Below are 13,193 nucleotides of genomic sequence, written 5' to 3' on the forward strand. Positions count from 1 at the left end.
CGAGGCTCGCCCGTTGAAATCGTTGCTGCATAGCTGATCCTCCGATGAACCAGCAGAAGCATCATCCTCAACAGCAGCAAATGTGAGTCAGAGCCAATTCTCAGTGATATTTTCCCGCAGTCTGGAATGAACCCCTCGGGCTGGACCACGGGACACGGAAGAACCGATACACTCTGCGGGCCTCAATCGGAGAAGGCTCATGAAGTCCCGAGGACCATATCGACGGCATTCGACGCCGTTCAAGTTGCAGCTTTGCCAGGATATCCGAAACGGCGTCATCGGACGGCGCGACGCACAGCGGACATATAGCGTTTCAGCAAACCTCATACAGCTATGGCTGACGCAGTTCGATCGCGGCGAACTGAACGATGAGGAGGCTGAAGCCAGCGTCATTGCTGAGTACGAGGCCCACATTGCGGCGCTCGAACGCAAGGTCGGCCAGCTCACCATGGAGCTGGACCTGGGTAAAAAACACCGCGCCAGCCGATCGCGGGCGACAGCGGGAGCTCCTCCATCGTCACCGGTCCTCGGCCTGCTCTGTCCGACGGGGGTGCAAAATGATCGATCTCCCGAGAAGCAGCTATTATTACCGATCAACTGCGAGAGCGTTGAACCTGGGGGATGCGGAACTCGTCGCCATCATCGAGGAGATCCAGGACGAGCTGCCCTGCTACGGATATCGACGCGTAACGCACGAGCTTCAGCGGCGAGGCCATCTGGTCAATCACAAGCGTGTCGCTCGCGTCATGCGGGCCAATGGCCCTGGGGATCAAGCCTCGCAAGCGGTATGTTCGCACGACAGATAGCAACCACGATTCGCCGATCTACCCGAACCTCTATCGCAATGTGATCCCGGCACGGCCAGACATGGTCTGGGTGGCTGACTTCACCTACATCCGCATCGCCGTCGGGTTCTGCTATTTGGCTGTCATTCTCGATGCTTGCAGCCGGAGAGTCGTGGGTTATGGCCTGTCAAAACGCCTGGATACGCCGCTGGCATTGGCAGCGTTGCATTCAGCGATGGAGAACCGAAAGCCTCCTCCCGGCTGCATTCATCATACGGACCGCGGGTGCCAATACGCGAGCGAGACCTATCGACGAGCGCTAGATGCGGCAGGTCTACAGGGTTCCATGAGTGCCGTCGGCAACCCTTATCACAATGCGCAGGCAGAAAGCTTCATGAAGACCCTGAAAGTCGAGGACATCTATCCCGCCGGCTACGAAACCTTTGCAGACGTCGCCGCGCGATTGCCCAGGTTCATCGAAGAAGTCTACAATGCCAAGCGGCTGCACTCGGCCCTTGGCTATCGATCGCCAGCAGAATTTGAAACCCAACTCGCCCAGCAGGCGGCTTAGTTTGAAGCGCCTCGCTGGTCCAGCCCGAGGGGTTCACTCCAGTCCCGGGTCAGCTCTCAGCGCAAATCAACAACTCGCATCGCTACCCAGTTTCTAACGTGACGTTGATCACCACGCAGCAACGCCACGTTCTTTCGCAGCCCCCCAAAAAGCCCTCGCATCCTGGCTTGACGAATAGCCTCACGAGCTGGTCGCAAGACAGCGCGAATGCCGATGAGGCCTCTCAAAACCTACTGTTTTGATCTGAACGAAAAAATCGTCGTACATCGTGAACGTATATCTGTCGGCTGCAGCCCCAAGGGCGTCCTTAGGAGGAGGCAATGGTAAGAACACCCGATCGGCCTATATTACATGTTGAAACTACGGAACTGACAAGTCTGAACGCACTCTTGGTAGACGACGACCACGTTTTCGCGCATCGACTTGGCAAGGCCCTACAAGATCGTGGTTTGAATGTCGAAATCTGCACAACAATCGAGAGAGCGGGCGCCGTAATCAATCGCGGTTGCCTCGATATACTGATAACTGATCTGCGCATCGGTGACGACAGCGGTCTTGAACTCGTGAAGCTTTGCAAGGAAGTATCGCCCAACACCAAGTCGCTTGTGCTTACTGGATACGGCCACGTCCGCGCTGTTGTATCCGCGGTGAAACTTGGTGCGACCGAATTCTTAAGCAAACCCGCTGACGTGGATGAGATCTTGGAGGTGCTTGGAATTTACTCTCAACAGGGCGAAACCGAGACGCCATGCCTAAAGTCCGCAGAACAGGTCCGCTGGGAACACATCAACAGCGTGTTTGCTGAAACCGGGAATAACATTTCTATGACGGCGCGGCTTCTTAGACTGCATCGCCGGACTTTGCAGCGACTGCTTTCCCGCGGTCCGCCGAGGGGATGACGCTGACCCCATTAATCTCTTTCAGCTTTGATCCAGGGTTCGAGCATTCCGTAATAAGGTGGTTCCATTGCACAGCCCTACAGCGATGGAACCGGCTCCCTACCCCAGGAGCTGACGCGGATCGGCATCGGATCCGCGGGGGCCGGCGGCCCCTCCGCCGGCCCTTCTTTGAAGGAGGTCATCGATGAGCTACGAAGACGGAATGAGCGTGTTTTACGATCCGGTCTCAAAGACCGTTATCGTGATTTTCCGTGGTAAAACCACCATATTGGAAGGGCCATTTGAAAGTGCCCGTAGTGGTGTTGCCGCCGGTGAACATCTATGCATCAAACTTGGATGGCGTTCGAACGCGCCCAATACCTAAACGAGTAAATAAGGTATTTAGATAGTGAAAAAGGCCGGGCCGATAACTCGGCCCGGCGCTTCCGATCACATCTTGGGAAGTAGAACCTTATCGACGACGTGGATCACGCCGTTCGACTGCTTGACGTCAGCGATCGTCACGGTCGCCGTCCCTCCCGCCTCGTCGGTGAGCGTAATCTTGCCCTTGTTGTCCTTGGCCTTCAAAACACAGCCGCCGACGGTCTTGATGTCATGTTCGCCGCCATCATCCTTGATCATCTTCGCGACGGTGCTGGCCATGGCATCAGCGGCGACCACGTGGCACGTCAGAATTTTGACGAGCTTGTCCTTGTTTTCAGGCTTGAGAAGCGTCTCGACGGTCCCTTTCGGAAGCGCATCAAAGGCTTCGTTGGTCGGAGCAAACACGGTAAACGGCCCCTTCCCTTCAAGCGTGGACACCAGGCCCGCAGCCTTGACGGCAGCGACGAGCGTCGTGTGATCCTTCGAATTAACAGCGTTTTCGACGATGTTCTTGTCTTCGAACATCGCCGCTCCACCGACCTTAGGGTTTGCGGCATACGCAGCCAAGCTGCCTGTCATCATGCTGGCCAACGCGACTGCCGAAACTACCAGAAACTTTTTCATGATCATCTCCTCTCAATGCCGGCCTCTTGGCTCGGTAGGGGATTCTACGAATGACGGCCGCTCCGGTTCAAAAAATCCAAGAAAGATCGTGCAAAATGATCTGTATTATAGGTTGTGGGCAGGCCTGCGATTGCTCGATCGATGATACTGACCGTTAAATTCCGAGGATTGGCTGTATCAACCGCAAAAACCTGCTCTTGAATCGTAGCGGCGCCTCGGTAACGGCAAGACAAATGCAGTCTTTGCCCGCATCAGCCTTTGGTTGATGCATCAAGCTGTCGTCTGCCATCTCGACATCACCTCGCGAAAATGTCGAAACCTCGTCGCTAAAGCTCCCGTCAAGCACCAGCGTTAATTCCACGCCCCGGTGAGAATGCTCCGGGACAGGCTGACCGGCAGGAATCTTGAGCAGTCGCACTGTTGTCGTTTCGTCGGCGGTCGGTATCATCATTTGGGCAGCGCCGCGCCCGAGCTGGCGCCACCTTAGACCGCCGGCTGCGTCGATGTAGGTCCTCAACGGTTCCGGGTATGTCTGATCAGAAACAAACCGTTTTTTGATTGGCACAACCTTGTCGATCTGGCCCGCATCGATCTTTGCCTTGAGGCTATCCCAGCTTTGCGAGAGGTCGGCTTCATCAACAGTTTCACTCTCGATAAAATAACCCCCAATGCTTTCGAAGATCGACAGCTTCGATCTACATGCCGGGCACAGAGCAAGATGGGTCGCCACAGCAACGCTCCAGCCTTCAGCCAGGGTACCGGCCGCATATTGCTGGAGCATGTCGTCGTCCAGATGATGTTCGATCATTTGGCTTCGTCCTGAAGCGCTGTACGCAGTTTCTCGCATGCAAGTCGTATCCTTGATTTCACCGTTCCAATTGGGAGGTTTAGTTTTTCTGCGATCGTCGAATGTGTGAGACCTTCGAAGAACGACATGCGCAGCACTTCCGCATATCTGCCCTTCAAAGTCGTCATCGCCCGCCTAAGCGCTGCAGCGCTTTGCTGTCGCTCGATCAACACGTCAGCAGCCTCGAACTCATCCGGGACGAACGCCGGATCGTTTGGATCGAAGTCAGGCTTTATCGCTCTTCGAACAGAGTCTATCATCTGATTTCTGGCGATCGTGAATATCCAGGTTGACGCCTGGGCCTTGGACGGATCGAAAAGCGCCGTCTTGTGCCAGACGCGCATCATAGTCTCCTGCGCCAGCTCCTCTGCCAGTATCCGGTTTCCTCTCGTCATCTTGATCATGTAAGAGCGTACGCGCGGATAGAAGTGCCTGTATAGGAGTTCGAACGCCACGATATCGCGTGACTCTGCCACAGCCGACATCAGCGCCCTAATCCGCTCGGCATCTAAGCTAAGGGTCTCTTCCTCCAACTTTCCGACCTTTCGCGCCCCGCCTGACGTCGACGGCCACACTTTCGCGTCAGCGCATGTGGGTCGAAGTACTCCGGTTCGAAGCGGCATCTGCATATTCATGGTGTAACCTACGCGTGAACTGGCTGCTGGATCAAAAAATGGCTATTAAATTTGCTTCGAAGTATCTGCTTGGACTTCGATCGCGCCTGCCCGCGTACGTAGAGTGCGGAGTTTAGAGGCGCGTCACAGCGCCAAAGATCCGCTGAGTGACCCAAAACCCGACGCCTGATGCTGCCGCCGATAAGACCGTTCCCCAGATAAGGTCGGCAACAGTCAAGACAGTTGACCAGTTCTTCAGGGTGGACTGGTTGGTCAGGTCATAGGTGGCATAAGCCATGAAGCCGACGGCAGCGCCGTAGATGACTGCTGTCGTCATCGATCCTGACGTCAAACCCGTCCTGACAGCGAGGAAGGTCAGCCCGGCGGCGTAGACGAGGTAGAATGCCACTGCCGGCGCCAGCCGGAACTGTGGCGCAAGCATGTCGCCCAACGTCGGTCGATAAAGACGGTCGGCCATGGTGCTCAGCCATACGAAATCGATTGCGACGAAGGCGATCAGCGTTGCGGTATATGCGGTCAGGTAAGTTTTCATACGGGGCTCCCAGATGGATTTCCAAGCTCAGTTTATGCGCGTCCAGTCCACGCCCTTGCAGATCAAACCAGCAATGACGCAGCCTTTCGTGGTCATTCTATCGCCGTCGACTTTAACGGTCAGCTTGTAGCTCAGGTCGCGTTGAGGATCGAAAGCGGTGCCGAAGTAGCTTCCCTCGCTGTCTTCCTTGATGGACATAACCAGTTTGTCGCCTTCCTTCTCCTTCGGCGTGCCAGGCCTTATCCAAGTGTTGACCGCGCATATATCGGCGCCGCAAGGCGCAATCCGCACACGCGCATTCCCGTCTCCGCGGGCCCAGTTGCCGTTTATATCGGAGGCTTCAGCAGGGAATGCCGCTCCAATGAGAATAACGGGAATTGCCCAGGCAAATGATTTCGTTCTGTTCCTGCCTTGGTGCGCCGTTTCAGGCATGCTCGATCGTATAAAGTCCGACATTGATAATCTCCTCCTCAAACCCTGCCTCGCAGTAACAAAGATAAAAGTGCCACATCCGCCTGAACGTCTCGTCGAAGCCGAGGTCCGCAATGGCCGGCCAATTCGCGTGGAACCGCGTGCGCCATTCGCGGAGGGTACGAGCATAGGATTTGCCGAAGTGCTCGACGTCGGTCAGCTTGAGCCCTGCCTCCGCGACAGCCCGTCGAAGCGCCGCATCGGACGGCAGAAATCCGCCCGGAAAGATGTACCTTTGAATGAAATCGGTGCTGCCGCGGTAGGCATCGAACCGGGCCTCTTCGATCGAGATGACCTGCAGCAAGGTTCGCCCGCCTGATGCCATGCACCGCTTGATCATCGCGAAGTAATCCGGCCAATAGGCTTCACCAACCGCTTCGAACATCTCGATGGAAACAATTCGATCAAACTGACCGTCAACATCCCGGTAGTCTCGCAGCCGCAATTCAACATGACTTGCTTTACCCGCCAACTCTACGGCGCGGTTCGCCCACTCGAGCTGCGAAGGCGACAGGGTTATACCCAGCACGTGAGCATTGGAGTGGTTCACGAGGTCGAGCGCCAGAGCGCCCCAGCCGCAGCCGACCTCAAGAACGCGTTGCCCGTCCGAGACGTCCAGCTTGTCGCGGATGATCTGGAGCCGATTTCGCTGCGCCGATTCTAGTGTCTGCGTGGAACTTTCGAATACGGCCGAGGAATAGAGCATCGAGCCATCAAGCCATTGCTCATAGAACTCGTTGCCGAGATCGTAATGCGCCTCGATATTGCGGCGGCTTCCGCGCCGGGTGTTGGCATTCAGGATATGACGCAGCCGGCCGGCCAGTCTTGCTACCGGGGTCCCGGAAAGAGCTGACGCCAGTAGATCCGCATTAATGGCCGCCAATCTTATAAGCGCCGTCAGATCCGGCGTGGTCCAGTCGCCCTCAATGTATCCTTCTGCCGCGCCAAGATCGCCCGAAACCACTAGCCTGCGAAGCGCGCGCCATCTGTCAATGATAATCGTCGCATCGGGTCCGTCCTCAGTCCCGGTCTTTATTACGGCCTTCCCGTTCGGCAGGACGACCGTAAGCTGGCCGTACCGGATGCCCCTCATCATGCGTCGAAATACAAGACCGCCAATACCGACCCTCGGCTCCTTAGCCTCACATGCAATCGGTAGGCTGGCCGCCGCTTCGTCAAATTGCGCCATGGGATACACCCTCGCCGCGATTTACGTTTGAACGGCAAGAGACCGAACAGCCCGAATGATTGGGACACGACCGCCGGCTTGTGATCCTCATGCGAGCACCTCCTGCTCAGCAGCCATTCGGTCGAGCGACCGCGTCGCTGGCATGCGAGCGATGCGCCCACTTTCATGGCTGACTTTCCATGGGCGTCGCACGCCTCCGAGATCTTCAGCGACGGCGAGCCCCGCCTGAATGCCATCCTCATGGAAACCGGAGCCGAAATGCGCGCCGCAAAACCATGTCTTGCGTGCGCCCTGAAGCGACCAGATTTCGCGCTGAGCTCTCTCCGTCGCGAGATCGAAAACCGGATGCTCGTAGGTCTCGGTGGTGATGATCGTCTCGGCGCGTGGTGGACGGTTCGGATTGAGCGTAACGAAGGTCGGCGGCGCGGCGCCCAGCGGCTGCAGCTTGTTCATCCAGTAGGTGATCGATGGCTTTGGCTGATCCTGCTGGTGCGAACCTCTCCCATCGGCGACGTAGTTCCAGCTTGACCAGGCTGCACGGCGCCTTGGCATGAAGGTGGTATCGCCATGGAGAATGGCCTCGTTCCGCGAGTAGCGAAAGCTTCCGAGGATCCTGCGCTCCTCTTCGCTGGGGTCGGCCAACATGCGAAGCGCCTGGTCCGAATGCGTCGCAACGACAACGTCATCGAACAGATATTGTTTGCCGAATACGTCGCGGACTTGGACGTGGTCGCTAAGACGGCGGATTTGCTGGACTGGTGTCGAGAGCCGTACGCGGTCAGCGAAACCTGCGGTCATCCGCGCTACGTATTCCCGACTGCCGCCCCTTACCGTGCGCCACGTTGGTCGATTCCAAAGAGCAAGAAGTCCGTGGTTGCAGCAGAATTTGACAAAGCTGGCGGCAGGGTAGGCGCCGACCTCCATGGCGGGCGTCGACCAGATGGCCGCCGCCATGGGATAAAGGTGGTCCTCGCGAAACGCGCGTCCGTACCCATTGCGAGAAAGATAGTCGTTGAGAGAAATGCCGCCCATCACTGGGAGATCCCGCGGCGCGCTGCGATAGAAGCGCAGGAGATCGCGTATCATCGACCAAAAGCGGGGACTGGCGACGTTTGACCATTGGGCGAACAGGCCAAGTCCTGTGCCACCGGAGTATTCAAATTGCCCCTCGTTGAGCGATACAGCGAATGACATATCGGAGGCTGCTGTTGAGACGTCCAGGGTGTCGAACAGCGCCGTGAGATTGGGATAGGTCACTTCGTTGTAGACGATGAAGCCGGTATCGACCGCAACCTCGCCGCTCTCGGCCGTAAACTTCACTGTATTGCTGTGCCCACCAATCCGATCCGCAGCCTCGAATATGGTCACGTCATGATGTTTTGCCAAAAGCCAGGCGGCGGAAAGACCTGAAATGCCGCTGCCGATAATCCCAACCTTGAGACGGCGCGAACCGTTGCCGCGATCTCCAAATGCCATAAATATCCTCTCTCTACAAATTGAAGAATTGCCAGTCTTTACGGACGTGCTTCGCAGCGGTTCTCTCACGCGCAGATTTTTTCGCATTTTTTGATTGCGGTCCGCAAACCGAGTTGCCGCAACCGGCGTAGAGGCGCTCGGAAGCAAATCGTTCTCGGGAATATGATGGACATCAATCCTCTAGTGATCATCGCGATTGGGCTCTCTGTGGCGATGGCTGGCGCGTGGGTGATACAGCGCACGACCGGCCTCAGCGGCTGGATTGACACGATTTGGTCTCTGGCTGTGGGGGCCGGCGGCATCGCGGCGGCAATCTTCGCCGATGGTAATACCAGTCGTCGCATAATGGTGCTGATGTTCGTGGCACTCTGGTCGCTCAGGCTCGCCAGCCATATTGGCGCGCGCACCAGAGGTGCGAAAGAGGACCCCCGCTACGCGAAATTTATCGAGGAGTGGGGCGATAGCGCGCCATGGCGGCTCTTCGTGTTCTTGCAAGTGCAGGCGATTGCCGCTTTCGTTCTTGTCTTGGCCGTCTATCTGGCAGCAGCCAATGGCGAAAATCTCCTTCGCACTCTGGATTTCATTGCCATCGGGGTTGGCTTTATTGCCTTGGGGGGCGAGGCGGCTTCGGATGCCCAATTGGCTCGCTTTAGGAAGTCCCCCGGCGCCAGAACAGGCGTTTGCGAGCTGGGTCTATGGCGCTACTCCCGCCATCCAAATTATTTCTTCGAATGGCTGTTCTGGTGCTGCCTTCCCCTCTTTGCGCTATCTGGGTCGATATGGAGCTGGTTATCGCTGTTGGCTCCGGCCATGATGTATTGGCTGCTTGTTCACGTCTCCGGTATTCCGCCCCTTGAAGATTATATGCTGCGAACGCGCGGCGCTAGGTTTCGTGCCCAACAGCAGCGCGTCAACGCCTTCTTCCCCGGCCCGCGCCGCAAACCCTCGTCCATTCCCCGCGGAGACGCTCCATGAACATGCTGGCTTTTGCCATCAACACCGCTGAACGCACCCCCATACCAGACGGGATATCCCTCGCAGCGATAGATTTACTTTGCAGCAGGATGAAACGACGGCTTTTGTCGACAACCAATGAGGCTGAACAGGCTTTCGTGGATGAGATGGATCGCTTTCCCGTCGCCACTCATACGGTAGAAGCCAACCGTCAGCATTACGAGGTACCGGCAGAGTTTTTCGCGCAAGTCCTCGGTCCGCAGCGGAAGTATTCCTGTTGTCTTTATCCCGACGCCACGACCTCACTTGCCGAAGCGGAGGCGCTCGCGCTCGCGGAGACCGTTAAACATGCTGAAATCGAAGATGGCATGGAAATCCTTGAGCTTGGTTGCGGCTGGGGTTCGCTTTCGCTCCACCTTGCACTGAAATTTCCGAAGGCTCGTATTCTCTCAGTATCCAATTCGGCGTCGCAGCGCTCGCATATTCTCAGCGTCGCAAACATGCATGGCATCAGCAATCTCGACGTTATCACTGCCGATATGAACGAGTTTGAGACCGACGAGCGGTTCGATCGCGTGGTTTCAGTGGAGATGTTCGAGCATATGTCGAACTGGAACGCCCTACTCCATCGTATTCGCGGCTGGACCAAGCCGGACGGCAAGCTCTTCCTCCACGTCTTCACTCACAAGAACAGATCCTACCGCTTCGACCGCGGCGATCCTGCAGACTGGATTGCACAGCATTTCTTCACAGGCGGAATCATGCCGGCTCATGATCTGCCACATAGGTTCGGCTATCTCTTCCGGGTAGAAGCGGAATGGCGTTGGTCTGGCATGCATTATCGCAGGACCGCGCTCGACTGGCTCGCCAATTTCGATCGGAATGTCGAGAAAATCCGCCCGATTTTAAACGAGGTGTACGGAGCTGACGCTGCCCTGTGGCAGCGCCGTTGGCGGCTGTTTTTTCTTTCCACCGCGGGGCTGTTCGGTCACGATAGCGGCGACGTCTGGGGTGTCGGACACTATTTGATGGCGCCGACCAGATGAACGCTATCGACCAACGCCTAGATCCCCTGACACAGGCGACGGTCACGATCGCCTGGGTGATCATTGCAAACAAACCCTTCTATCCGCTCTATGTCTGGTATCTCGTTGGCAATGGTGTGTCTGCGTCACTTTGGACCTTGGCAGCCGCCCCGCTCATGCTGGTGATCCCTGTTCTTGCGACGCGTTCGCCGCTAGCTGCTAGAATCGCGCTACCTCTAATTGGAACACTGGATACATGGTTCGAGACGAAGCTGTTCGGCCAGAACTCCGGCACAGAATTGTTTTTTGGGGCCTGCATCATGCTGGCGGCGATTTCATTTCATCCCGATGAGAAATGGTGGCAGCGAGGCATAGCTGCCTTCGTTTTCGCCGTTTTTGTCGCTTCGCGATCGCTCACTGGTGCGCCGTTGCACGTATGGAGCGACGGCGATTTGTCTACGTTATTCAGTCTCAATTCGTTCGCAGTCGCGAGCCTGATGACCTTCATTGGGCTACGATACGCGGGGATTTGGCGCCGATAAGCGACATCAGGAACTCAACTACAAATTAACGATCCAGGAGATCTCGATGAAAAATCATATCCATAGCATACGGCCGCTACTTCTCGCTCTCGCCGTCGTTGCGTCGGCAACGTGCCTCGCAAGGGCCGAACCCGATGTCGTGAAGGTCGAACCAGACCATTACCGCGGCACATGGCTGGAAATCGCCCGAAGACCGATGTATCTGACCGACGGCTGTGTTGCTGGCTATTCGACATATCGTCAGGGACCGTCGCGTAGCGAGATCCTCGTCGAGGATGGTTGCAGGGTTGATACGCCAAAAGGCCGCTTGAAGACCGTCAAAGGTATCGGCACCGTCACTGATTTTGAAACGACCAACGCCAAAATGCGCGTCCGTTATCCCTGGTTCATCACATTCAATTACTGGGTGTTGTACAAGTCCCCGGATAAATCCTGGTTCATCAGCGCCAACCCCTCGATGACCGACCTCTGGATCTACGCGCGATCCGTACCTTCGAAGAGCAAACTTCAACGCATGGTCCAAAAGGCGAGCGAGTTGGGTTACGACGTGCGTCAGCTAGAGTTCCCCGCGCAGCGATAGTTTCTGACTAACAAACCTGTGAGTTTGGGAAGGTCCAGAGAGCGCAACAACTTGTGATATGATCCGTCCACAGCTTGCATCTCTATCAATGCAGCCTTTCTTTGGCTCATCTGATGAGCTGCAAGACAGATCTTCAAAGCTGGTGCTAAATATGCCCCGCTAACGGCGCGATGTTGCGTGTCTTCGAATATAACAATGCGGAGTCTGACTGCCTCGGGCAACCCATCCAGCCTCAATCGAGTTTCGCTCCGCTTATAGGACCGAAACAAGCGTCATCAAGCAGTAAGCGATAACAACAGCTAACGTCACCCTTTCGCGAACCTTCAGGTACCACCGCAGGTCACTGTTTGCGGCGATCGTCTGGGCGTCAACGACGAGGAGAACACCAAACAAAATCATCTGAGCTATAAGGCCGAGTGTGATGGAACCGGTGAGAAGCGTCGCAAATGCGACCAATGCCAAAACGTTGCTGGACAGGGAAATAAAGATTTTCCCCCGAACGTTGAGTGCGCTACGCCAAAGCGTTCCCGCCATGAACGAGGCGATAATTGCTCCATAAGCGATGAATGCACTCTGCGCTTCGAACTGCGGCGCGAAAATTGAAACGAGTATCAGCAGCCAAAACGGCATCGTTCCCAAATACGTCAAGACGATCGCCAAGCGACGGTGCCTTTTGCCCATCCTACTGACCCACTATGCCGTTAAGGGCATCCGCCAGCGCCAACCCGCTAACGTACGCCGCCTCGACGCGCCCGGCGATGCACCAATCGCCGCAGGCCGCGAGCTGGGTATCCCGGTCCAACAGGAACGACTGGCGAGCGGGATTGTGAACGTCCGCGTAACGCCACCTATGAAGAACCGCACTTTCAGCTTCCGATGCTTCAATCGGGATGTGGCGCTTAGAAGCCTCAATCATTTGTTTGCGAACCGCATCAAAAGGCACGTCGACGTTGGCATCGGCCCAGACGCCATTGGAATTAACAACAAGAGAAGCGGGCTTTGTACGGGCCGGTTTTGAGTCGTTATAGGCTATCCATCCGATAACTGGATCCGACACATGAGCGGCGGCGAAGGGCTCTCGAACGCGAGAATTTCGCTTAATCATCAGCGTGAAACATGCGTGCATGCCAACCTCGCGTAAGGTTTCATGGTGGGAAAAGCTGGCGGGCAAGAGCACCGCACTTTGTGGCGCTGGCGCAGTCGCAACGATCCAGTCGAACGGCCCCTCCACAAGTTCGCCGGAGTGTATAAGCCACCGACCGGGCTCTCCGCCGATCTCTGCCACCCGGCTGGCAAGACGGATGTCGAGGCCCTCGGCCATCGCTTTCGGCAACGCGGTCATAGAAGGAACGGCAACATACCTCGTCATGCTTGGAACCACGTGTCGCGCCGGACCACCTACGCTCAACGATACCACATCGCCCGTCCACGGCTTGACCAAACCCACGCCGCAAGCCTGATCCATCTCCTTACGAAAATCCTGATCTCGTACCGTGAAATATTGTGCCCCGTGATCGAACGAGACCCCGTCAATTCTGCGTGTCGCCATCCGACCGCCGAAGCCTCTGCCTTTTTCGAAAACGATCACGTCTGCGATTGTCTGCAGTGACCTGGCAACAGTCAGTCCCGCGATACCCGCCCCTATAACCCCAACTCGCGGCCGTTCCGCCATTCGATTCACTCCTCCCATTTCTGCTGCT

Annotated in this window: 16 protein-coding genes; 7 read left to right on the forward strand and 9 right to left on the reverse strand. The window is 56.5% G+C overall.

The features are described from left to right. Nucleotides 1-756 precede the first annotated feature (756 nt). The 3 genes from BJ928_RS36865 (at nucleotide 757) to BJ928_RS36875 (ending at nucleotide 2,619) form a co-directional block, all read left to right on the forward strand. On the forward strand, nucleotides 757-1,356 hold the full coding sequence (locus BJ928_RS36865) for an IS3 family transposase (protein ID WP_047637296.1): 600 nt from the start codon (nucleotides 757-759) through the stop codon (nucleotides 1,354-1,356). A gap of 320 nt (nucleotides 1,357-1,676) precedes the next feature. Then, complete coding sequence (locus BJ928_RS36870; RefSeq protein ID WP_068396621.1) at nucleotides 1,677-2,255, forward strand: response regulator; 579 nt, start codon at nucleotides 1,677-1,679, stop codon at nucleotides 2,253-2,255. Between the two features lie 184 nt (nucleotides 2,256-2,439). Next, on the forward strand, nucleotides 2,440-2,619 hold the full coding sequence (locus BJ928_RS36875) for a hypothetical protein (RefSeq protein ID WP_077472893.1): 180 nt from the start codon (nucleotides 2,440-2,442) through the stop codon (nucleotides 2,617-2,619). A gap of 65 nt (nucleotides 2,620-2,684) precedes the next feature. Here the strand turns inward: BJ928_RS36875 and BJ928_RS36880 are convergent, their stop codons facing one another. From BJ928_RS36880 to BJ928_RS36910, 7 genes are all read right to left on the reverse strand, one after another. After that, on the reverse strand, nucleotides 2,685-3,200 hold the full coding sequence (locus tag BJ928_RS36880; protein ID WP_244510093.1) for a fasciclin domain-containing protein: 516 nt from the start codon (nucleotides 3,198-3,200) through the stop codon (nucleotides 2,685-2,687). 196 nt (nucleotides 3,201-3,396) lie between these two features. Further along, nucleotides 3,397-4,050 carry a ChrR family anti-sigma-E factor gene (locus tag BJ928_RS36885; RefSeq protein ID WP_047636760.1) on the reverse strand — a complete coding sequence of 218 codons (654 nt, stop codon included), beginning with the start codon at nucleotides 4,048-4,050 and terminating at the stop codon, nucleotides 3,397-3,399. Next, entirely contained in the window at nucleotides 4,047-4,622 is a 576-nt protein-coding gene (locus tag BJ928_RS36890) for a sigma-70 family RNA polymerase sigma factor (RefSeq protein ID WP_077472894.1), read from the reverse strand. The genes BJ928_RS36885 and BJ928_RS36890 overlap by 4 nt, the downstream gene beginning before the upstream one ends. A gap of 214 nt (nucleotides 4,623-4,836) precedes the next feature. After that, on the reverse strand, nucleotides 4,837-5,256 hold the full coding sequence (locus BJ928_RS36895) for a DUF2177 family protein (RefSeq protein ID WP_047636761.1): 420 nt from the start codon (nucleotides 5,254-5,256) through the stop codon (nucleotides 4,837-4,839). A 27-nt stretch (nucleotides 5,257-5,283) separates the two neighbouring features. Next, on the reverse strand, nucleotides 5,284-5,712 hold the full coding sequence (locus tag BJ928_RS36900; RefSeq protein ID WP_244510089.1) for a DUF2147 domain-containing protein: 429 nt from the start codon (nucleotides 5,710-5,712) through the stop codon (nucleotides 5,284-5,286). Further along, nucleotides 5,681-6,916, reverse strand: coding sequence for a cyclopropane-fatty-acyl-phospholipid synthase family protein (locus tag BJ928_RS36905; protein WP_047636762.1), 1,236 nt, complete (start codon nucleotides 6,914-6,916; stop codon nucleotides 5,681-5,683). The genes BJ928_RS36900 and BJ928_RS36905 overlap by 32 nt, the downstream gene beginning before the upstream one ends. Before the next feature lie 87 nt (nucleotides 6,917-7,003). Beyond that, the gene (locus BJ928_RS36910; protein ID WP_047636764.1) at nucleotides 7,004-8,392 is read right to left on the reverse strand and encodes an NAD(P)/FAD-dependent oxidoreductase; all 1,389 of its coding nucleotides are present in this window, start codon (nucleotides 8,390-8,392) and stop codon (nucleotides 7,004-7,006) included. Nucleotides 8,393-8,554: 162 nt separating this feature from the next. Here BJ928_RS36910 and BJ928_RS36915 point away from each other — a divergent pair, with 162 nt between their 5' ends. The 4 genes from BJ928_RS36915 to BJ928_RS36930 are packed head-to-tail and all read left to right on the forward strand — an operon-like array spanning nucleotide 8,555 to nucleotide 11,493. Continuing rightward, nucleotides 8,555-9,367: a DUF1295 domain-containing protein gene (locus BJ928_RS36915; protein ID WP_047636765.1), complete on the forward strand. Its 813-nt coding sequence runs from the start codon at nucleotides 8,555-8,557 to the stop codon at nucleotides 9,365-9,367. Continuing rightward, nucleotides 9,364-10,392 carry a cyclopropane-fatty-acyl-phospholipid synthase family protein gene (locus BJ928_RS36920; protein WP_047636767.1) on the forward strand — a complete coding sequence of 343 codons (1,029 nt, stop codon included), beginning with the start codon at nucleotides 9,364-9,366 and terminating at the stop codon, nucleotides 10,390-10,392. The genes BJ928_RS36915 and BJ928_RS36920 overlap by 4 nt, the downstream gene beginning before the upstream one ends. Continuing rightward, nucleotides 10,389-10,913: a hypothetical protein gene (locus BJ928_RS36925; RefSeq protein WP_047636768.1), complete on the forward strand. Its 525-nt coding sequence runs from the start codon at nucleotides 10,389-10,391 to the stop codon at nucleotides 10,911-10,913. Before BJ928_RS36920 ends, BJ928_RS36925 begins: the two co-directional genes overlap by 4 nt. A gap of 46 nt (nucleotides 10,914-10,959) precedes the next feature. Further along, nucleotides 10,960-11,493, forward strand: coding sequence for a lipocalin family protein (locus tag BJ928_RS36930; protein ID WP_120296843.1), 534 nt, complete (start codon nucleotides 10,960-10,962; stop codon nucleotides 11,491-11,493). 252 nt (nucleotides 11,494-11,745) lie between these two features. Here the strand turns inward: BJ928_RS36930 and BJ928_RS36935 are convergent, their stop codons facing one another. Further along, nucleotides 11,746-12,153: a DUF3429 domain-containing protein gene (locus tag BJ928_RS36935; protein WP_158008782.1), complete on the reverse strand. Its 408-nt coding sequence runs from the start codon at nucleotides 12,151-12,153 to the stop codon at nucleotides 11,746-11,748. A gap of 22 nt (nucleotides 12,154-12,175) precedes the next feature. Beyond that, a complete protein-coding gene (locus tag BJ928_RS36940; protein ID WP_077472895.1) occupies nucleotides 12,176-13,183 on the reverse strand; it encodes an FAD-dependent oxidoreductase in 1,008 nt (335 codons plus the stop codon). Nucleotides 13,184-13,193 lie beyond the last annotated feature (10 nt).

Origin of the sequence: Rhizobium sp. WW_1 (assembly GCF_003610155.1) — a bacterium.
In the GTDB taxonomy this organism is placed as follows: Bacteria; Pseudomonadota; Alphaproteobacteria; order Rhizobiales; family Rhizobiaceae; genus Rhizobium; species Rhizobium tropici_A.

What these genes read in the sequence shown, in the direction of transcription:
- BJ928_RS36915 (WP_047636765.1), top strand. Translation starts at nt 8,555, where the DNA reads ATGATGGACATCAATCCTCTAGTGATCATCGCGATTGGGCTCTCTGTG.
- BJ928_RS36885 (WP_047636760.1), bottom strand. Translation starts at nt 4,050, where the DNA reads ATGATCGAACATCATCTGGACGACGACATGCTCCAGCAATATGCGGCC.
- BJ928_RS36895 (WP_047636761.1), bottom strand. Translation starts at nt 5,256, where the DNA reads ATGAAAACTTACCTGACCGCATATACCGCAACGCTGATCGCCTTCGTC.
- BJ928_RS36920 (WP_047636767.1), top strand. Translation starts at nt 9,364, where the DNA reads ATGAACATGCTGGCTTTTGCCATCAACACCGCTGAACGCACCCCCATA.
- BJ928_RS36940 (WP_077472895.1), bottom strand. Translation starts at nt 13,183, where the DNA reads ATGGGAGGAGTGAATCGAATGGCGGAACGGCCGCGAGTTGGGGTTATA.
- BJ928_RS36925 (WP_047636768.1), top strand. Translation starts at nt 10,389, where the DNA reads ATGAACGCTATCGACCAACGCCTAGATCCCCTGACACAGGCGACGGTC.
- BJ928_RS36875 (WP_077472893.1), top strand. Translation starts at nt 2,440, where the DNA reads ATGAGCTACGAAGACGGAATGAGCGTGTTTTACGATCCGGTCTCAAAG.
- BJ928_RS36905 (WP_047636762.1), bottom strand. Translation starts at nt 6,916, where the DNA reads ATGGCGCAATTTGACGAAGCGGCGGCCAGCCTACCGATTGCATGTGAG.
- BJ928_RS36930 (WP_120296843.1), top strand. Translation starts at nt 10,960, where the DNA reads ATGAAAAATCATATCCATAGCATACGGCCGCTACTTCTCGCTCTCGCC.
- BJ928_RS36880 (WP_244510093.1), bottom strand. Translation starts at nt 3,200, where the DNA reads ATGATGACAGGCAGCTTGGCTGCGTATGCCGCAAACCCTAAGGTCGGT.
- BJ928_RS36865 (WP_047637296.1), top strand. Translation starts at nt 757, where the DNA reads ATGGCCCTGGGGATCAAGCCTCGCAAGCGGTATGTTCGCACGACAGAT.
- BJ928_RS36900 (WP_244510089.1), bottom strand. Translation starts at nt 5,712, where the DNA reads ATGTCGGACTTTATACGATCGAGCATGCCTGAAACGGCGCACCAAGGC.
- BJ928_RS36870 (WP_068396621.1), top strand. Translation starts at nt 1,677, where the DNA reads ATGGTAAGAACACCCGATCGGCCTATATTACATGTTGAAACTACGGAA.
- BJ928_RS36910 (WP_047636764.1), bottom strand. Translation starts at nt 8,392, where the DNA reads ATGGCATTTGGAGATCGCGGCAACGGTTCGCGCCGTCTCAAGGTTGGG.